At 44.0% G+C, this 18,935-nt stretch carries 17 protein-coding genes; 5 read left to right on the forward strand and 12 right to left on the reverse strand.

Annotation, left to right across the window (positions count from 1 at the left end; translation table 11 throughout):
* Positions 1-386: 386 nt before the first annotated feature.
* Positions 387-989 (forward strand): LysE family transporter, encoded by a 603-nt coding sequence (locus tag AAEY79_RS07235; protein WP_352287883.1) that lies wholly within the window; start codon positions 387-389, stop codon positions 987-989.
* 158 nt (positions 990-1,147) lie between these two features.
* Here AAEY79_RS07235 and AAEY79_RS07240 read toward each other — a convergent pair whose 3' ends face one another.
* From AAEY79_RS07240 to AAEY79_RS07255, 4 genes are all read right to left on the reverse strand, one after another.
* Positions 1,148-2,530: an NAD(P)/FAD-dependent oxidoreductase gene (locus tag AAEY79_RS07240; protein ID WP_352287886.1), complete on the reverse strand. Its 1,383-nt coding sequence runs from the start codon at positions 2,528-2,530 to the stop codon at positions 1,148-1,150.
* Between the two features lie 467 nt (positions 2,531-2,997).
* Positions 2,998-3,639 carry a MarC family protein gene (locus tag AAEY79_RS07245; protein ID WP_025653130.1) on the reverse strand — a complete coding sequence of 214 codons (642 nt, stop codon included), beginning with the start codon at positions 3,637-3,639 and terminating at the stop codon, positions 2,998-3,000.
* 267 nt (positions 3,640-3,906) lie between these two features.
* Positions 3,907-4,767: a carboxylating nicotinate-nucleotide diphosphorylase gene (nadC, locus tag AAEY79_RS07250; RefSeq protein ID WP_101211549.1), complete on the reverse strand. Its 861-nt coding sequence runs from the start codon at positions 4,765-4,767 to the stop codon at positions 3,907-3,909.
* 168 nt (positions 4,768-4,935) lie between these two features.
* Entirely contained in the window at positions 4,936-6,027 is a 1,092-nt protein-coding gene (locus AAEY79_RS07255; protein WP_352287889.1) for an NrtR DNA-binding winged helix domain-containing protein, read from the reverse strand.
* A 493-nt stretch (positions 6,028-6,520) separates the two neighbouring features.
* Here AAEY79_RS07255 and nadA point away from each other — a divergent pair, with 493 nt between their 5' ends.
* The 3 genes from nadA (at position 6,521) to AAEY79_RS07270 (ending at position 9,885) form a co-directional block, all read left to right on the forward strand.
* Positions 6,521-7,660 (forward strand): quinolinate synthase NadA, encoded by a 1,140-nt coding sequence (gene nadA / locus AAEY79_RS07260; protein WP_352287891.1) that lies wholly within the window; start codon positions 6,521-6,523, stop codon positions 7,658-7,660.
* A 1-nt stretch (position 7,661) separates the two neighbouring features.
* Positions 7,662-9,581 (forward strand): L-aspartate oxidase, encoded by a 1,920-nt coding sequence (nadB, locus tag AAEY79_RS07265; protein ID WP_352287894.1) that lies wholly within the window; start codon positions 7,662-7,664, stop codon positions 9,579-9,581.
* 76 nt (positions 9,582-9,657) lie between these two features.
* Positions 9,658-9,885: a hypothetical protein gene (locus tag AAEY79_RS07270; protein WP_352287896.1), complete on the forward strand. Its 228-nt coding sequence runs from the start codon at positions 9,658-9,660 to the stop codon at positions 9,883-9,885.
* 469 nt (positions 9,886-10,354) lie between these two features.
* Here the strand turns inward: AAEY79_RS07270 and AAEY79_RS07275 are convergent, their stop codons facing one another.
* Positions 10,355-11,098: a TorF family putative porin gene (locus AAEY79_RS07275; RefSeq protein ID WP_352287899.1), complete on the reverse strand. Its 744-nt coding sequence runs from the start codon at positions 11,096-11,098 to the stop codon at positions 10,355-10,357.
* 246 nt (positions 11,099-11,344) lie between these two features.
* A complete protein-coding gene (locus tag AAEY79_RS07280) occupies positions 11,345-11,536 on the reverse strand; it encodes a hypothetical protein (RefSeq protein ID WP_352287901.1) in 192 nt (63 codons plus the stop codon).
* Positions 11,537-11,704: 168 nt separating this feature from the next.
* Between AAEY79_RS07280 and AAEY79_RS07285 the strand changes: the two genes are divergently transcribed.
* Positions 11,705-12,616: a lysine exporter LysO family protein gene (locus AAEY79_RS07285; protein ID WP_352287904.1), complete on the forward strand. Its 912-nt coding sequence runs from the start codon at positions 11,705-11,707 to the stop codon at positions 12,614-12,616.
* 27 nt (positions 12,617-12,643) lie between these two features.
* On the opposite strand, the gene AAEY79_RS07290 is transcribed toward AAEY79_RS07285, so the two are convergent.
* The 6 genes from AAEY79_RS07290 to AAEY79_RS07315 form a co-directional block, all read right to left on the reverse strand.
* Positions 12,644-13,333, reverse strand: a complete 690-nt coding sequence (locus tag AAEY79_RS07290; protein WP_352287907.1) for an OmpA family protein — start codon at positions 13,331-13,333, stop codon at positions 12,644-12,646.
* Positions 13,334-13,391: 58 nt separating this feature from the next.
* The gene (locus AAEY79_RS07295) at positions 13,392-14,588 is read right to left on the reverse strand and encodes a hypothetical protein (protein WP_352287910.1); all 1,197 of its coding nucleotides are present in this window, start codon (positions 14,586-14,588) and stop codon (positions 13,392-13,394) included.
* A 60-nt stretch (positions 14,589-14,648) separates the two neighbouring features.
* Positions 14,649-15,287, reverse strand: a complete 639-nt coding sequence (locus tag AAEY79_RS07300) for an OmpA family protein (RefSeq protein WP_352287913.1) — start codon at positions 15,285-15,287, stop codon at positions 14,649-14,651.
* Between the two features lie 6 nt (positions 15,288-15,293).
* Complete coding sequence (locus tag AAEY79_RS07305) at positions 15,294-15,941, reverse strand: OmpA family protein (RefSeq protein ID WP_352287916.1); 648 nt, start codon at positions 15,939-15,941, stop codon at positions 15,294-15,296.
* A gap of 16 nt (positions 15,942-15,957) precedes the next feature.
* Positions 15,958-17,226 (reverse strand): FAD-dependent monooxygenase, encoded by a 1,269-nt coding sequence (locus AAEY79_RS07310; RefSeq protein WP_352287919.1) that lies wholly within the window; start codon positions 17,224-17,226, stop codon positions 15,958-15,960.
* A gap of 79 nt (positions 17,227-17,305) precedes the next feature.
* The gene (locus tag AAEY79_RS07315) at positions 17,306-18,616 is read right to left on the reverse strand and encodes an FAD-dependent monooxygenase (protein WP_407074185.1); all 1,311 of its coding nucleotides are present in this window, start codon (positions 18,614-18,616) and stop codon (positions 17,306-17,308) included.
* Positions 18,617-18,935: the final 319 nt, after the last annotated feature.

Here is an 18,935-nt window from a genome sequence, read left to right on the forward strand (position 1 = left end):
AAAAATGAGGTGAATTGCCGTCAAATGAGGAAAATAGCGCAAATAATATCGGGATATTAATCAGCTATTTGACGATGTTTGGCAAGATTTAACCATTTTTAGCCCATTTAGATTGCTATCGGTTGAATTGAGGACACGGCCTAGACAATATGCAGGGAAATTTTGGACACTTAGTCATTCTAAGTTAGAAAATTTCACAGTATATTGGCAAAAAATAGTCCTGCCCTGAAAGGCTGATGCTAAAATCGCCCCAAACGTCGTTGTAAACCTCGCTAAGGTCTAGACATTAACGTCGGTATACGCCTGATTTGATAAAAGGTTTGGAACCATTTTAGCGATCAGCAGTCCTAATATTTGAATATTTAACAGACCCCAAGTAAATAACTATGAATGCGACCGACTACACCTCTGGATTTTTGCTAGGGCTTTCACTCATTATTGCTATTGGCTCACAGAATGCCTTTGTCCTTAAACAAGGACTCAAACGCGAGCACATCTTTTTTATCTGCCTATTCTGCGCAGTGAGCGATGCGTTTTTAATCTCTGCTGGCGTTGCAGGCTTTGGCGCAGTCACGGCTCAGTACCCGCAAGCCGTCAATATTGCCAAAATTGCGGGCGTCATATTTTTGCTGGCCTATGGCATCCAAAGTCTGTATGCCAGTGTGCGCTTATCACACGCGCTCACTGTCGATGGACACGTTGTTACCAGCTTAAAAAAAGCCTTGTTACTCTGTTTTGGTTTTACTTGGCTCAATCCACACGTCTATCTAGATACCTTGGTACTCGTCGGCATGGTTTCAACAGGCGCAAGTAGCAAACTGGCCTTTGCCGTTGGTGCTGTCAGCGCCTCGTTCTTTTTCTTCTTCGCGCTAGGCTATAGTGCACGCTTACTCAGACCCCTATTTGCCAAGCCAAAAGCTTGGAACATACTCGATGCCTTGGTAGGGTTATTGATGTTGTATTTGGCTTGGCATTTATACCAGAGCTAATATATTAAAACCAATATGTCAAAGCCAATATGTCAAAGCCGTAAAATAGCTACACAAATACAGATTTTTAGCTTAAGAGGTCACACTGATTCTTTAAAAGCAAAAAAGCCAAACACATTGTATAAACGTGTTTGGCTTTTTTAGTTCGCACTTGTTATTTATGAAGCTTTTTTACGCTTTTTAGGTTTAACAAAGGTTAAATTCAAAAAGTGCTCTAGGGAATCATCAAGGACATCCAGCCAAGGCTCTGGTAGCTCAGGCGATAACGTACCTGTCAACGTAGAACGATAGGCCTTTTCTCTAAAGGTCATGATATTGTCGGCTTTGTCTTTTTGCCATTCCTTTAAGATTTCGCCCTGCTTCTCTACCGCAAACTCTGGGTAATCGGTCGCATTGGTTAAGTCACGAATATAAGCGGCTTGAAAGTCGATCGAATCACTGACTGTCGCACACTTCGCATAAGTTGCCAACCACTCTTGCTCATCTGCTTCACGAGTCGCCAAATCAGGCAATTCGATATCACCCACCATCACATCGCGGGCATACCACGCTTGCGCATCGAACATATTAAAGGTGAAATACTGATCCTGCATACCCAGATAAATAAGCTTTGGATTGGGCTGCCAAAAGATACCTTTATACAAATTGGCTGGATATAAGCAGTTGTGCGTTTGCAAACGTAACTCATCTGGCATAAAGGGGAAGTGAAACAAATAGCCTGTGCACATAATGATGGCGTCGAATTTTTGACTAGTACCATCAGCAAAGTGTGCCACATCATCTTCAAAATGGGTGACTAAAGGCACTTCTTTAATACCTTCTGGCCAGTCATAGCCGAGTGCTTGCCTGCGATAGCTGATAGTAACTGACTTGGTGCCATACTTATAGCACTGGGTGCCAATGTCTTCAGCAGAATAACTGCTGCCAATCAGTAAGATATCTTCGTCTTTAAACTCTAAGGCATCGCGGAAGTCATGGGCGTGCAAGATACGACCGGGGAACGCTTCTAATCCTTCGAAGTAAGGCATATTCGGCGTTGAGAAGTGACCGGTCGCTACTACGACGTAATCAAACTCTTCAACTTCTTGCTCACCGCTTTTATGATTCATCACCGTCACGGTGAATTTTTGTGTCTCATCATCGAATGATACCCAACGTACTGGGCATTCAAAACGGATGTACTTTTGAATGTCTTGCTTATCGATGCGTCCCATGATGTAGTCTTTTAAAACTTCACGCGGTGGGTATGAGGGGATCGCTTCACCAAAATGCTCATCAAACGAATAATCGGCAAACTCTAAGCATTCTTTTGGCCCATTCGACCATAAGTAGCGGTACATACTGCCGTGAACGGGTTCACCGTTTCTATCTAATCCAGTACGCCAACTGTAATTCCACATGCCACCGATAGCATTTTGCTTTTCATAACAGATGATCTCAGGTAAATCTGTCGCACCAGCTAAACGAGCCGCTTCAAAGGCTCGTAATTGCGCCAAACCACTTGGACCTGCTCCTAAAATAGCAATTCTTTTGTTACTCAAGATTAACTCCCATAAGAATAATGTATATCTATTATAACATATTTTCATTAATGGCGTTTTTGACAGTACTTTTGGTAATTAATAATGATTATTGAAGACACAACTACCATTTATAGTGAGTACAAAGTGATATCGAACCAGCACGTACTACTGATATCTAATTTTGTTGCTTGCTGTGCCTGCGCAGACAAAGACTACAAAAAATTGATATCAGCAATACCATCGCTTTTTTAAGATATTTTGACTATAAAAGATAGACTCCATTCAAAGTTTAGTCTTGTAACATTAAGGTGTTCAGTAAATATCGGTTTATCTGAATTGATACTGTTGGAGGGGTTTGCTAAGCGAAGATAGACTGTATATGTGTTACACAGCCTAGAGCGTGTGCTCAATCTGAACGCAAGAGCCTAAATGGCCTGAGAATGATAGTTGGAATGTTGGAAATGAAATGTCGAAAAAATAAGTAATTAGACTAAATCGGGAAATAAGGTGCGCAGTCCACTGACAATAATTTCGATAGAGACCGCAGCCAGTAGCATCCCCATGATTCGGCTCATAATATTAAGCCCAGTATCACCCAATAGACGGCTGATACGACCTGCTGCCATCAATGCCAAATAACAAAAGAGACTGATTAATAAGCCGGCGATTAATACCGCTGATACCCGCAAAATACCAGAAACTTGTGAAGAATAAATAATAACTGTGGAGATACCACCCGGTCCAATCATCATAGGGATCGCCAATGGCACTACTGCAGCAGCCATCGTCGGTGGCGAGTCTTGTACATGATCGACATCGAAGTTTTCTTGGTCCGGCTTAACGGGATTCCCGTCGCCATTCATCATATTCAAGGCAATCAAAAATACCAATATACCACCCGCCAGCTGGAACGAGCCGATAGAGATACCCAAAGCTTTTAGTAGCGTTTCACCTGCTATCGTAAAAAAGCTGATGGTAATAAAAATAGTCAAGCAAGCAACGCGTGCCACTTTGCGGCGATTATTCATTGAATAACCACGAGTCAAGTCCAAAAATAACGTCAAGGCGCTAAACGGATTGATCAACACCACAAAAGCTAAGATAATTTTGATGATTTCAGTATTCACTGAGCGCTCGCTTGTCTATCGATAAAACTTGGGCAAAAAGATAAGGCCATCGTGCGAGTGCAACGATGACCCAATAGGCGGTTAGCAGTGGCATTGTAGCATAGGCAGATAAGCTAATTAAATCATTAACTTTGCTTACCTTTCTGACACTAGTATATCAGCGAAAATAGTGGCTGACCCCCGATCGCTCAGCAGTCATTTGGTGGGTGGATAATCTGATGAAGACTAATGGTTAAACAAGTCGTGTTAAGACAGGCGTATTGAAAACTACGCGCTAAAATCCAGACCAATATCTAGCGCAGTAGTGCTATGCGTTAAATAGCCCATAGCAATAAAATCAACGCCCGTTTTTGCGGCTGCTTGCACCGTTTCAGGGGTGATGCCGCCAGAGGCTTCTGTTCTGGCACGACCTTTACACATGGCCACCGCCTGCGACAATATCTCAGGGGACATATTGTCTAATAGCACCAAACTCACACCAGCGTCTAGTGCTTGCGCTAATTGCTCTAGCGTATCCACCTCTACTTCAATGGGAATCAAATGGCCAGCGAAATTTTGCGCTTGTTGAATAGCGGTCTTGATATCACCAGCGATAGCAATATGATTGTCTTTAATTAAAATGGCGTCATCTAAGCCCAAGCGATGATTGCGACCACCGCCGCAGCGTACCGCGTACTTTTGGAGGATACGCAGGCCAGGAATGGTCTTGCGCGTACAAGTAATTTGCGCCGGATACTCTGCTACACTGTCAACAATCTGCCGTGTTGCCGTCGCAATGCCACTCAGATGGGTCATAAAGTTCAATGCAGTACGCTCTGCCGTCAATAGATGACGCGCATTACCACGCACGATAGCCAATACCGTATCTGCTTCAACTCTCTCACCATCGGTAACTTGAGCGATGAACGCTATCTGTGCATCAACCAAGGCAAACGATAAACGCGCCAAGTCCATACCACATATCACGCCGGCTTGCCGCGCTTTAATCTGGAGCTGCGCCTGCATATCGGCGGGAATGGTGGCTTGTGATGTGACATCTCCGCGTCGACCCAAGTCTTCGGTTAGGGCAGCCTCAACCAAGGGTTTAAGCAATACTTCATCCAACGCTGGCTCTCGTGCAACTGTCATCTTTAACCCTTATATAAATTTTAATGATTTAAACTCAAAATGAGCATAAATATAGCGCAAAGTGAGCAAGCTCGCAAGCAAAGGTAAGCATTTTATAGCTCTTTGTACCTGTGCTTAAAGTTTATAGAAATAGCATGCGGCAAGAATATCGCAGGAATAAGGTGGCGACTATTTGTTTCGTTTGGGTAATTTACTGTCCATTAACAAGCTTTGTAGCTCGATATCATGACGGAAACGATAAAGCTTGGCAGGGCGACCGCGCTGGGCGCTACTACTCTGCCCCGTCGGTACCACTAAGTTTTGCGAGTCTAGCAATCGGCGAAAGTTTTGCTTGTGCAGGCGCACCCCTGATAACGCCTCAACGCTTTGTTGTAATTGTGACAAGGTAAAAACGTCTGGCATTAAGCCAAAGATAAGCGGTCGGTATTCAATCTTTGCGCGCAATCTAGAGATGGCCGTCGCAATCACGCGACGATGATCGTAATACATGGGCACGCCAATCAGCTGCGACCAATCGGTAGGCAGCTTAGGTTGATGAGAAGTAGATTGATAAGAAGCAGGCTGCTGAGAGGTTTGCTCATTAAGTTGATAACTGGGTGGATATGTCGGTGCTTCAGGTATCAGTCCTGCTTCGTACAGCATCTCATAGCGTAGCAGTACATGCTCAGCGACCCACTCTCTACTCTCATAAGCCTTGTCATGACTTGCTGCGCTGGCATTCTCAATATCTGTATCGTCAGCGATAGATGCTGCCGTTAAGCCCCAGCATAAGCCAATACGCTGACGGCGACGCTGCTGAATGACCTCATCAGACCCAGCGTTTGCCCAGTCCAATAACGCCGGCACGATGTAATCCAGAATGATGCTAGGCGTCCCATCCAAGTGATTTTCCCATGGAAAATAATCATACCAATCTCGCCATAGCGCCTGACTTTGGCGTGCTTGCATTTGTGTCTCTTGCACCAGACCCAGATAGCTCACATACACCAGTGCATGACCATCAACATTGCGTCTATTGGTATCGACAAAGGTATATAACTGCTCTAGATAACCAAGCGGCTGCTGCGTTTGCTCTTCCACCCATTGCCGTACACCTGCTTGCAAGGAGCGATGCAACGGCATCAAAGGGCCATTGGGCAAGAGTTTGCCTTGATCCACTGTTAAGACCCGGGCGCTGTGGTCGGTAATCGCAACTAACACCGCGACCACCTCAGTGGTACCACTTCCCTGTTGATGTGCATGTGAATAAGACAACGTCATGACTTTAGCAACGATCCTTTGATTATATGAATGGAATGATGAGCTCGTCATATGCAACTCTAACAATAGTGCTCAGTATAACGTGAATCTAAAACTATCATAGCCTGCGGTTGTAATTATAAGGGGTTGAAAGAGTTGGATACCAACAATCATTAGGGCGTGTCCTCAATTCAACCGATAGCAATCTAAATGGGCTAAAAACGGTTAAATCTTGCCAAGCATCGTCAAATAGCTAGGTAATATCTCGATATTGTCTGCACTATTTTCCTTGTTTGACTACAATTCACCTCATTTTTATCACCATTTTTAAAATGAGGACACGCCCTAGGAAAATTCTGTAAAAATAAATATTATTTTGAAATCAAGTTATAAAAAACACTTGTATTTATGCTCAAAATGAGCATAATTAAAACATCTGATTCGCCAGCTGTCTCTAATTGACTTGTTTTTCGCGACATATTGCTTGTCGTTACTGCCTAAAAGGTTTGCATTTATGAAAACTTATCCTTACGACGCGCCCATCATGAGCAATGACACTCGCATTGCCACTCAAATGAATATTGAATATGCCAAAGCTAAAATGCCAGCAGACTTACCACGTGCTGAACGGCTTGCGGTTGAAGAAAATATCAAGCAATTATTGAAAGAACATAATGCGGTATTGGTCGCCCATTATTATGTCGATCCCTTTATTCAGGATTTGGCATTAGCAACTGGCGGTTGCGTGGGTGATTCGCTCGAGATGGCGCGCTTTGGACAAGCGCACAGTGCGCGGACCTTAGTAGTCGCAGGCGTACGCTTTATGGGTGAGTCGGCCAAAATTTTAAGTATGGAGAAGACCGTACTGATGCCAGACTTGGAAGCCGAGTGCTCGCTCGATTTGGGCTGCCCTGCTGATGAGTTCTCGGCCTTTTGTGATGCTCACCCTGAGCGTACCGTCGTAGTTTATGCCAATACCAGTGCTGCTGTGAAAGCCCGTGCCGATTGGGTAGTTACGTCATCGGTTGGCATCGACATCATTCGTCATTTGCATGCGAATGGTGAAAAAATTATTTGGGGCCCCGATCGCCATTTGGGTAAATATATTGCTAAAGAGACGGGCGCAGATATGCTGCTCTGGCAAGGTTCGTGCCTCGTACATAACGAGTTTAAAGCGACCGAGCTGCTGCAATTAAAACAGGATCATCCAGATGCCAAAGTATTGGTACACCCTGAATCACCTGATAGCGTCGTAGCACTGGCCGATGTGGTCGGCTCTACTAGCAAATTATTGCAATCAACTTATGAGATGGATGCCGATACCTTTATCGTCGCCACCGACTTGGGCATCTTGCATGAAATGCAAAAGCGCTCGCCAAATAAGCGCTTTTTGGCTGCGCCTACTGCGGGTGAAAGTGCCAGTTGTAAAAGCTGTGCTTTTTGCCCCTGGATGGCAATGAATGGACTGCAAGGTATCGAGCAATGCTTAAAGCATCGGAGCGGTGAAGTGTTGATGACACCTGAGCTAGCAGCAGCAGCTAGAAAGCCATTACAACGCATGCTTGATTTTGCCGAATCACAAAAACAGCGAGTAGCGGCAAGCGGAGATATCGTCAAAGACCGTCCGCTGTTCGCTAATGTCGGGGCTGCCTAGTATGAGCACGATATGGGCAAACGCTAAAGCCAGTTCTAAAGTGGCTAATGACTCTGATAAAATCATACAAACGGATGTACTGATCATTGGCGCAGGTCTGGCTGGCTTAAGTACTGCTCTTGCCTTGCCAAGATCGCTAAATATTACCATTTTAAGTAAAGCAGCACTTGAAACCTGCTCTAGCCATTATGCCCAAGGCGGTATAGCGGCCTGTTTAGATAAAGATGATTCCATCACTGACCATATCGCCGATACATTAGTTGCTGGGGCAGGATTATGTGCCACTGACAATACCAGTAGTATTCTAAGCGCTGGGCAACAAGCAGTTCAATGGCTGTGCGAGCAAGGCGTGCCCTTTACTCAGATTCCGCAAGATAATAATGGGCAAAACTACAGCACAAAACCTTTCACTGAACTACAAACTACTAACCTACATTTAACCAAAGAAGGCGGACATGGCTGTAGACGTGTTGCCCACGCTGAAGATGCCACTGGCCGGCATGTGATGGAAGCTTTAACGGTAAAGGTCAAAGCTGAGCCCAATATTACTGTATTTACGTTTCATGAAGCGCTGAGCCTTTTAAAAAACAATGATAACCAATGCCAAGGCGCGAAGGTCTTTGATCATAATAACCAACGCCAACTCACTTTTTATAGTCGTGCAGTCGTACTGGCAAGTGGCGGTTTAGGACAACTGTTTCAACGTGCCAGTGCGCCCAATGTCTGTGTCGGTGATGGCGTTATGATGGCGTGGCAAGCAGGTTGCCGCTTAGCAAATTTAGAATTTATCCAGTTTCATCCAACCGGTTTAGCACTAGGCGATAGTAGCTTTTTGATATCTGAAGCCCTGCGCGGTGAAGGTGGTCGATTATATTGCCCAAAAACTGGCAAACGCTTTATGCTGGATATTGATGCGCGCGCTGAACTTGCCCCGCGAGATATCGTTGCTCGTGCCATAGCTGATCAGATTAATAATAACGGTTTAGGCTACGTGCATCTTGATGTCAGTCACTTGCCAGCGGCATTTTTACAACAGCATTTTCCACAAATTTATCAGACGCTATTCAACCTCGGTATCGATATCACTACCGACCCTATTCCGGTTGCCCCGACCGCGCATTATAGTTGTGGCGGCGTGGTCACTGATGCCAATGGTTTGACCGATGTACAAGGGCTATACGCTGCTGGCGAAGTGGCTTACACGGGTTTGCATGGTGCCAATCGCTTGGCAAGTAATTCGTTGTTAGAGTGCGTGGTGGTTGGGCGTAATATCGCTGCCAACTTGCCGCGCTATCTAATATCGATGGAAAAATTAGCGACAACTTCCTGTGCTAAGAATGTAAAACAGCCAGCGATTGATAGATGGACAACGCCCATATTGAAAGAAACCCAGCCCGTTAGATTATCTGTCGCTACTCTGCCGCCACTCGATACTTATAAGCATAGCACTCTGAAAAATGAGTTAAACAGCGATAATGAGTTAACTGACATAACCGCCCAGCTCAAAGTATTAATGACCAATAACATGGGTATCAGCCGCAGTGCTGAGCAGTTAGAGCAAGCGCTTAGGCAAATTCAGCAGTGGCAGCAACAGCTAGCTAACTCTGAAGCCAAACAGCTCGATATAAATAGTGCAGACAATATAAATAGTGCAGACAATTTTACGAACTCTAATCAGTTGGCGCGTTTTCAATTAGCGCGGCAACTGCAATTGGCGACTTTAATCGTTCAATCGGCTTATCAACGCCTTGAGAGTCGCGGTGGTCATTATCGTAAAGATTATCCAAATTTAGCGGTCACGCCTAAGACCAGCATCATTGAGCCCTTATCAAATGTGCAAGAAGATAGCATTGCTTGGTTAGTTCAGCCTGTAATCAAGCACACAGAGGCTAGAGCAGCACCAGCAGTTGCTCATATCTAATAGTGATGTAAGATTATTGTTCTAGCCATTCCAAACGCGGTTAATGACCGTTTTTATCTTTCAAAGTGCTGAGTATATGACTACTGATACGCTATTTGTTATTGGTCTTATGATGGTGGTCAGTTTGACGTGGGGCACGCTGGCGCTACCGCATTTTCGCAAGCGTCTGCCGACCATTTATCTGATCGCGCGCTCTTGGTGGCTGATGTTAGCCGCGCGCTGTGTTTGTTATGTGATTGCTAAAATAACTAATGACTCTCAATATGCTCAATACGCTCAACTTCAGCCGCAATCTCAAACCTAAACACTGTCTTATCCTTATCAATGGCTTCTTATCACATTTTTTATACTAATCGGTCTGCGTGGTATAGTTAAAATATCTCAAAAACGCTACAATGCTGCTGGTATGAATTTTTTTCAGCCTCTGTCTGCATGGGCACAGCAAGCAAGAAAAATTGATACCAGCAGTACTTGATGTATCAATATTACTTTTCTCTGACTATAGCTACGAGATCGAACGTTTATGGTGTATAGATAGCAAATCACGGTTTATTCGCAAACTGCAAACGCACGGCTTGCAACCAAAAGCAATAGCTGATGAGAAAGTTTACAGTCAATCTATTCTTATGCTCGTCTAAATTTATTAGACCTGCTCTTTAGTTTTATCTTCATTTGTTAATCTAAGGTTTAATAACGGCAGTGACCAATTTCATATTAGCGTACTCCATGTTTGGGAGATGGCTGCCTCGAGAGGCAACCGGAAAACAGTGGGATTAGAAAGATTTGGAGGCAGTGACTACGAAGGAGCCGTCGATGTTTAGGCCACCAGCATCTTTCTCGTTTAGGTCAGTGCCGATATAAGCCAACTCAAAGCCGATGTCTTTAACTTCTTTACTAACAGCGACTTTATAATCGATATAAGCATCATCAGTGACAGCTGGATTTCCTAGGAATGCTCCTAGACCTTCACCTGCCGCATTGTTGTCATCAAAGAAATAGTTATAGCCAACAGATGCCGATACACCGACGCCTGAAACCTCAGTACCGTATGAGGCAAAAACATAACCAAACTTGCCGGTTTCGGCAAAATAGTCATCGGAATATGCCACGCCAACTTTCGTGCCGCGAGCAGCTACAGAGCCATAAACTTCATTGTAATCAGGCTCAGCACCACCAGCATTGCCACTATTAGCACCCGGGTAGGCATAACGCATTACACCGACATCGTAAGAAATATCACCCGATTCGCCAGCATAACCGAGCATAAAGTCCATTTCTGAACCACCGACTAAGCTATCTACGCTTGAGCCCCACACCGTTGCGTAAGCACCGCTATCATGAGATGCAGTCAAGCTGCCTTGTATAGCTGCATTATTAGATGTTTGTGTAATACCGCGGAACTTGTAATCGCTAGTTAATGCCACCGAACCCGAAGTAGTAATTTCAGCGTGAGCCATTGCGCCTACAGTCATTGAAGAAGCAGCGATAACAGCATGTGATAATTTGGTCAGTTTCATGGTCAAACTCCATTTACTCTATTTAGGATGACTCGCGGTATTAATTCCACGATGTGCACGATAAACATTGCACACGATACACATAGCAGCTGCCGTGCCAACTTCACAAACCACATCTCAACGCGCTTAATTTGCACCGCTAAAGCGGCATAAATACTGAGGTCGTAGCCACTAAGTAGCCATAAACACTTATCCTATCTACCACTTCATGGCTAGCACCAAATTAGTGCGATCATGTGGCTACTCCTATTTAGTTGCACCGCTGCGCATCAAAATGATGCACGGCCATACGCTCGTCAGCACACCTAGTTTTAAATGATGCAAAGCTAAAGCCAATCCGATACCGCTAGTACCACCGAAAACTGCCAAATGAATTTTAGTTAAAGGTTCTAAATCATTTTTATTATTAGTATTTTTGGATGTTGAATTGTTTGGCATAAATAAAAATCTCAATAACTTGCTTAATTAACGTCTACGTCATCAATATAGCAGCTTTAATAGCCAGATTTTAACCTCTGATATGATACAATTGCCCGCTTATAAAAAGGCCATGATTCCACTATTCAAAGTCTCACCTTTCGAGTCCAATATTTCGAGCCTATCACCATGCAAAGCCTAATTACCCTCGTCTTGGTATTAATGCCAATGTTTATTGGTTTTGCCATTCCATCCAATCCTACTATGACTAAGATTGCTGATAAAGGCTTATCTTATTTGGTCTTTATTATTCTAGCTTTGATAGGTATTGAGCTATCACAAGTGGAAGGGCTTGGCAGCCAGATAGGCGAGATTGCGCTGTATGTCACGATATTATCGATATTGACGATTGGGTCGGGCTTATTTGCTCTTATGCTATTTGACCGTCTGCGCCCATGGCATGCCAAAAAACTCAGCGTAAAATCTAAAGAACATCGCGTTAGTATTCGCGGCAGCCTCGCCCAAGTTATCTGTGTGGTCATTGGGATGGTGATTGGCTATTTTTTACCGGCCGATTATATGCCGCCTGAAAACACCATGACGGTGATGCTAATGATACTAATCTTGCTAGTGGGTATAGGACTTAAAGGCTCAGGTATTACGTTAAAAGAAGTGCTGCTCAATAGACGCGGCGTTGAGATGAGTATTATCTTTACGCTAGCCGTGCTGGTTGGCGGGCTTATTTTTGCGCTAATATTTAGTGATGTCTCTTGGACTAAAGGCTTGGCGCTGGCGTCAGGGTTTGGTTGGTATTCGCTATCAGCGATTGTGATGACCGATGCTTATGGGGCAATTTGGGGCAGTGTGGCGTTATTTAATGACTTGATACGTGAATTCTTTGCGTTGATATTTATTCCCGTCTTTATGCGTAAATATCCGTCGGCAGCGGTTGGATTGGGTGGTGCGACCAGCTTAGACTTTACTTTACCAATCATTCAGCAATCGGGTGGTTTAAAAGTCGTGCCATTGGCGATTAGCTTTGGCTTTATTATCAATATTGTCGCGCCAGTACTGATGGTGGTATTTTCGGCGTTGGGGTGAATAAAAATTTTGATGGCATTTAAACCCTTATTCAAATATTTCGCAGTGCTTTGAGTATCTTTCGTAATTTTCTCGATCACTTGCGGCTTCCAGATTTGCTAAATCATCTACTTGCGTACTTGCTTTAACAGATACCCTTCTATTTTTAGACTCCATATTTTCAAAATCACTTTTCCTAAAGTCTGTATCTATAAACGGATATCTATCTGAGCAATCGTAAGTAGAGATGCGATCAGAGGCAATGTGATGCCTTTCTACTAACCTATTTTCAACATTAATGGCGCGGTTGCGCGATAAATTATTTTTATTGTGCGTTAACTCAAGCTCATTAGATGCCATATGACCAAAAATAAAAACCTTAGCGTCTGGATGCTCGTTAAGACTTTCTTCAATTATTGCAAATCCTTTATCATATTTGTCAAATAGTTGACTGCTCATCGGTTCAAAAAATCCTCGAAATTCTATTTCTAACGATCCTGTATAAACCACTACTGGACAACCTGCACTATCTACAACGATGTTAGGTGGCGTTTCAGGGCACTCGTCGATAGCATCAAGGACGCCGTCGCCATCTAAATCGCTATCTGCTTGCATCGTTCTGATTTTTTCATACTGAGAGGTATTTTTGGACGGCGTAGTTGTAGTAGTTTGGCAGCCTGCTAGTGTTATAGATGCGGTTAATAATAAAGCGCTGTAGCATTTTAGTTTAATAGTCATAGTGATTTTTCCTTGAAATGGTCAAAAGCTCATTTTTATGTATAAAATAAAATCCGAGTCAAGCCAACGGTAACTCTTTATCTACTTGACAAGCCTTGTCATGCCACTGGATAAACTCATCAATAGTAGCTTGTGCTGTACTGGCGCTTATATTGGCAACCTCTCTACCAGTAATACTCTCGATATAACGGCAAGCTCGATAGCTTTTAGCATACTGATCATAGTCGGTAATCCATTGCTGGCGTGCCGCAAGCGCTTTGTGGTGTTGTGAGTCCGTATCATCAGTATTACTATCATCAGCGAACCAAAAGTTTTTCGCAGGGATATCTTTAGCCAAGTTGTTATCCTCGACCTCATTCATACGCCACGGCTTGGCAGTGAGCCGCGCACGAAAGCAGTGCTGTATCTGACATAGACGCACGTAATTGGTATCCGCATGAAAATACTCAAACCATTCTTCGACCACGCTATTACTTGGCGACACGATATCGTGAGTGGCGATAATACGAAAGCCTGCAGGTGTTTGATATAGACGAAAGGACTCATTGGGATGACTGGCGATACGCTTTTTTATTAAATTCGTCATATAAGGTAGCAATGAAGCGGCATCATCGGCATATTTTTGCGCGCGGGCTTTATCCTTTTGACTAGCCTGTTGCCACAAATAAGCAGTCGCACCGATCATCAACACTAACAGCCATAACCATGATAATCCTAGCCAAGCGATGACACTGGCAATAAGTATAAAGACGATGACAAAAAGCCAAACCTTCACTTTGGCTGATGGATTGCTTTGATTAACGAGAAAGGCAGCCATAAAGCCATGATGGTTATAATCATCAGGATAGTTATGACGCAATAAATCATCATTATCGACATCAATAATGGCGATGTTATCAACGTTGGCGACGTGCGCCCCATAGCTGTTACGCGTGACAATGAGCTGCGTCGTTGCTGCGCTATTATTAGGCAGTCCACTTTCTGGAAAAGAATGCTCGGAGATAATCTGTTCACGAATGGGAATGCCGTTGCTTGCGTTATATTCTTCCCTGCGTTCGCGGCGTAAGATATCCTCACCTGCCAGCCAGCGCTTATGCGCCTCTTCCACTCGCGCTTTGGCATGACTTAATGCTGCACTTTGACTAATATCTGACCAACCATAACGCTTAATAGTTGCTTGCTTGGAGAATTTATTAGACGTCTCTAGCGAATCAAAGCGCTGTTTGTATTGCGCCCAGTATTTGGGGATGAGCATAAGGGGTTACCTTAGAGTGTTTGATTTGAGAGAATGGTCAATAATTGATAAAAACTTGATTTAAAATTTAACGCAGATGCCATCTTTTAAATTGATAGGATACTCATTATCAGGTTCAGTTAATAAAGCATAGACCCGACGATTAAAAGATCGTCCCTCATCAGTATCATTGGGTGCGATGGGCGCTCTAGCGTCACAATTTAAAGTCATTAATCGACTCGATTCTATACCATGCTTTAATAAAAGATAGTTTTTGATTATTAATGCTCTATTTTTAGGTAATGAACTTAACTCTTTATTAATTTCATCCTCTGAAATATGCGCTTCAATCTTAAAAATAGCGGTATCATACTCTTTCATTCTTGCCGCTACTTTATCCAGTTCAACCTGATATTTAGATGTTAGTTCACTGCTACCCTTTGCAAAAAAGGCACGATATTCCATTTGCAAACCAGTTCCAATAGTGGTGAAAGGACAGCCTCTACCATCTATTACTACATTTTCTGGCGTATTCGGACACTGGTCTAATTCATCAGGAACGCCATCGCCGTCGCTATCTAAACTAACCATAACCGTTGGCATGTTGATAGTTTGACTTTTTTGCTTAGACAAATCAGGAGTTTGATTGGACGTTTGACACGCGGATAGTGTTAAAGCGCTTATAATAGTTGCAATAGTTAATCTTAACTTAGCTTTCATAATTGATCACCTTTGAAAAGCTTTACACTTCTCTTTATAGCCTTCCAAACCATAGGATCGAACAATGTACTTCTCATCCTCAACAGCAGACCAACCGAATACTCGCTGATTCATGAATATGTTTGCCTCAGCATCATCTGAAATAACCTGATAACTCGTTCCACAATCATAAGTAAATATTTTGCTTGCAGAGATGCCTTGGCTCACTAAACGATCTTTGACAAGCTGCGCGCGATCCTGTGCTAATTGCTTATTTATAGGAGTCTTATCGCTGGCTTGCTTACTATTAGCGGTTTGGATAAGTAGCGCTTCAGGCTTGGAGATATGCCCTAAGATAATAATTGGTAAATAGGAATAAGCTGCAAATCTATCAGCAAGCTTGTCTATATCTGTAGCATAACCTTCACGTAAAAACTCTGCACCACCCTGTTCAAAGTAAGTTTTAATTTCTAATGCAAAAGGTCCCATTAAATTCTTTGTTACAGGACAACCATCATTATCTACTACAGTATTAACTGGTGTCTTTGGACAGTTGTCAATATCATCTAAAACGCCATCACCATCTGAATCTGGTATAGGCGGAATTAAGGTTGTAAGAGTTTCATAAATTTCATTACCATAATTCTTAGCACTTTTAGGTTTTGCATCACTCACTCCTTAAGTCAAAACCCTAAACCCCACTCGCCTGCTTAGCAAATAGCCGCATCAATGGCTTGATTTTACTAACACGATACATACCTTCATTACGAAGTTGTTGGATAGGACGCATCTGAGCCAGCGAGCCCGCAAACAGCCAGTTAAGCGCTGAAAAGCTATGCATCATCAGACTGTTATGCGGACGGCGCAAACGCTCATAACTACGCAAAGTTTGATTGGTACCCCAAAGCGCGCCGCCACTACGGTTATAATCATGCGCCAATTGTTTGCTTAACGCTTTTACATCGAGCATGCCCAGATTGAGTCCTTGTCCAGCAAGTGGATGTACCCCATGCGCCGCATCACCAATCAATACTAAATTATCTGCGACATAAGTCTTCGCTTGCTGCGCCGCTAATGGAAAACTGGCGATTGATTCAATTTTGTGAATAGCACCCAGCTCATAATGACTGGCAGCAGCCAATTTATCAGCAATGACGCGCGCGTCCTCCTCTATCAACGCCAATGCTTGATTGCGCGGCAACGTCCAGACTACCGATTGCCAATGTTGTGGGTTGGCTTTATCCTCATCGGTAATATCGGCTAACGGTAATAGTGCCAGCGTACCGGTAGGTAGCATCGCTTGACGCGCAGTAGCTTGGTGAGGTTTATCAGTTTGAATAGCGCAGCAAATCGCCGTTTGCTTATAGTCTAAAGTATCTAGTTCGATAGCGGCTTGCTGACGCACAAATGAACCGCGGCCATCCGCGCCCACTAATAATTGAGCGTCAATCACAGTACCATCATCAACGGTGACACGATAACCTTGCTCTGCACCTAGCCAATCCATATTGATAACTTTATGTCCAGCGATGACGGTTAAATAGTCACTGACATCATCTTCAGATAAACGCTGCCATAACGCATGTTCAATGATGGCGGGCTCAACCATGCTGCCAAGCATTTGCGGCAGCGTACTGTTAGGATGATTGTCGCTGCTATCGCCAAATAACAGCTCGCCCATACCGTTGAGTTGCCATACCTGCATTTGTGAGTAGTCCGCTTTACGCTCAGAGGCAGCAATCTTTTGCCACGCGCCGACATCGCTCAGCAAGTTAATACTGGCCACGCTCAGTGCATAAACGCGAGCGTCGCGTTGCTTCAATACTTCTTGCCAATCCGACTCATCACGCGCAGGACGTGCATCAATCAACGTCACGGGCATTTTTGCTTGCGCCAGTTTTAACGCCAATGTCGCCCCAACAATACCGCTACCGATAATCAGCGTATGATTATTTTTCATAAGTTATTCCTACATTTAAGTGCCATCGTATAGAACATTGGTATAGACAATTGATATAACGTGCTCGTGCTATGACAAACTACGACTTCAAGCCCATCGCATAGTTAGCGATTAGCGGCTTAATATTTGGCAGTTTATCAAAGGCAACCAAAGCCACGTTACGTGCCAGCTTCACCGCTGGATTTGGATGCGTAAAGCCATGTACGACGGCATCACAAAAGCGAATGACGCGTTTTTGATCCGTTTGACGTGCCTTCTCATAGCGTTTTAACAGTTGCGTATCACCGATATCTGCGCCCTTTAACACTTGCCTACTCATCATTTGCGCCAGTACATGAGCGTCACGCATACACAGGTTAAAGCCTTGTCCAGCGACTGGATGCAAGGTGTGCGCTGCATTACCCATGATGACGCAGCGACCCTCGACTTGTTTGTCAGCGAGCACTCGCGTTAAAGGATAAGCGCCGCGACGACCAGCCGCTATAAAGGTGCCAGCGCGCGCGCCAAAAGCCTGCTGCAAGGTTGCCAAGAAATGCGCATCATCTTCTAGATACTGCGTTTCCTCACCCGTTGGACAAACCCAAACGACTGAACGTCTATAGCCTTTTTGATAGTCATCATTACCATCACCTTCTGGATCGGTCAATGGCAATACCGCCAGTGGCCCTGCTGGGCTAAAACGCTCAATCGCCACATGCTCATGTGGCTTGTCAGTCTCTACCACGCCGACGATAGCAGTTTGCTGATAATCATAAGTTGTCGTGCCGATATTCAATAGCTGACGTACGGTAGAGTCACGACCATCACAAGCGACCAACACGCTGCCCTGCAATTGCTGCTCATCGTCCTTTTCACTATGGCGGCTAAAGCTCAGCGTCACCATATCGTTTTGCTGCGCAACTGCCGTGACATTGGCATTATCAATCAAAGTGATCAGCGGTTCTTGTTGCGCAGCTAATAACAGCTTGCGTCCGAGCCACGCATTTTCCATTACTTGGCCGAATGACTCGACCCGCTCTTCCGCTTTGTTTAATTGCGCGCGCCCAAAGCTGCCCTGCTCGCTAATTTGCACCGCATCAATACGGCAAGCGTGACTTTGCAGCTCATCCCAAAGGCCAATCTCTTGATAGATCTGTACCGTGCGCCGCGATAAAGCAGTATTACGGCTATCCAAATAATGGCGGCGCTTAGCATCATCACTGGGACTAATGGTTGGATAGCTCATCTTCTCAAGCAAGGTGCTACCAATACCATGATGTGCGAGTAACAGTGCAAAAGACAAGCCTACATGACCACCGCCGGCGATAAGGACTTGCTGCTCAGTCATTGCCTTTGTATTTTTAGACTGGTTTGTAGCATCCGATAAATTTGAACCTTTCTGTTGTGTCATTATTATTCCTTATGTGATCTCTTTAGCATGCTGGCTGGCTATCCATCATTAGCAAAAACGAGTTATTGATGAACCTTCAAGAACGTTATTATCGTAGACGTTATATTGTTCTATGTGAAAACGTCATCGTTCTATTAAGACGTGAATTTTTCTGTTAAGTTAGCTATTTAGATATAGTCAAAATATCCTAAAAACGTGACGGTATGGCTGATATTATTTTTCACCTCTATAACTAATTAAATTGTGATGATATGGCTGATAGATTACCACAAATTGTCTACTATTCTGTGCTCTCGACGGTATAGACAGCGTGTACAAA

Source organism: Psychrobacter sp. GW64-MNA-CIBAN-0177, from assembly GCF_040309585.1.
Lineage (GTDB): Bacteria > Pseudomonadota > Gammaproteobacteria > Pseudomonadales > Moraxellaceae > Psychrobacter > Psychrobacter okhotskensis.

What these genes read in the sequence shown, in the direction of transcription:
- AAEY79_RS07235 (WP_352287883.1), top strand. Translation starts at nt 387, where the DNA reads ATGAATGCGACCGACTACACCTCTGGATTTTTGCTAGGGCTTTCACTC.
- nadC (WP_101211549.1), bottom strand. Translation starts at nt 4,767, where the DNA reads ATGACAGTTGCACGAGAGCCAGCGTTGGATGAAGTATTGCTTAAACCC.
- AAEY79_RS07255 (WP_352287889.1), bottom strand. Translation starts at nt 6,027, where the DNA reads ATGACGTTGTCTTATTCACATGCACATCAACAGGGAAGTGGTACCACT.
- nadA (WP_352287891.1), top strand. Translation starts at nt 6,521, where the DNA reads ATGAAAACTTATCCTTACGACGCGCCCATCATGAGCAATGACACTCGC.
- nadB (WP_352287894.1), top strand. Translation starts at nt 7,662, where the DNA reads ATGAGCACGATATGGGCAAACGCTAAAGCCAGTTCTAAAGTGGCTAAT.
- AAEY79_RS07270 (WP_352287896.1), top strand. Translation starts at nt 9,658, where the DNA reads ATGACTACTGATACGCTATTTGTTATTGGTCTTATGATGGTGGTCAGT.
- AAEY79_RS07275 (WP_352287899.1), bottom strand. Translation starts at nt 11,098, where the DNA reads ATGAAACTGACCAAATTATCACATGCTGTTATCGCTGCTTCTTCAATG.
- AAEY79_RS07280 (WP_352287901.1), bottom strand. Translation starts at nt 11,536, where the DNA reads ATGCCAAACAATTCAACATCCAAAAATACTAATAATAAAAATGATTTA.
- AAEY79_RS07285 (WP_352287904.1), top strand. Translation starts at nt 11,705, where the DNA reads ATGCAAAGCCTAATTACCCTCGTCTTGGTATTAATGCCAATGTTTATT.
- AAEY79_RS07290 (WP_352287907.1), bottom strand. Translation starts at nt 13,333, where the DNA reads ATGACTATTAAACTAAAATGCTACAGCGCTTTATTATTAACCGCATCT.
- AAEY79_RS07295 (WP_352287910.1), bottom strand. Translation starts at nt 14,588, where the DNA reads ATGCTCATCCCCAAATACTGGGCGCAATACAAACAGCGCTTTGATTCG.
- AAEY79_RS07300 (WP_352287913.1), bottom strand. Translation starts at nt 15,287, where the DNA reads ATGAAAGCTAAGTTAAGATTAACTATTGCAACTATTATAAGCGCTTTA.
- AAEY79_RS07310 (WP_352287919.1), bottom strand. Translation starts at nt 17,226, where the DNA reads ATGAAAAATAATCATACGCTGATTATCGGTAGCGGTATTGTTGGGGCG.
- AAEY79_RS07315 (WP_407074185.1), bottom strand. Translation starts at nt 18,616, where the DNA reads ATGACACAACAGAAAGGTTCAAATTTATCGGATGCTACAAACCAGTCT.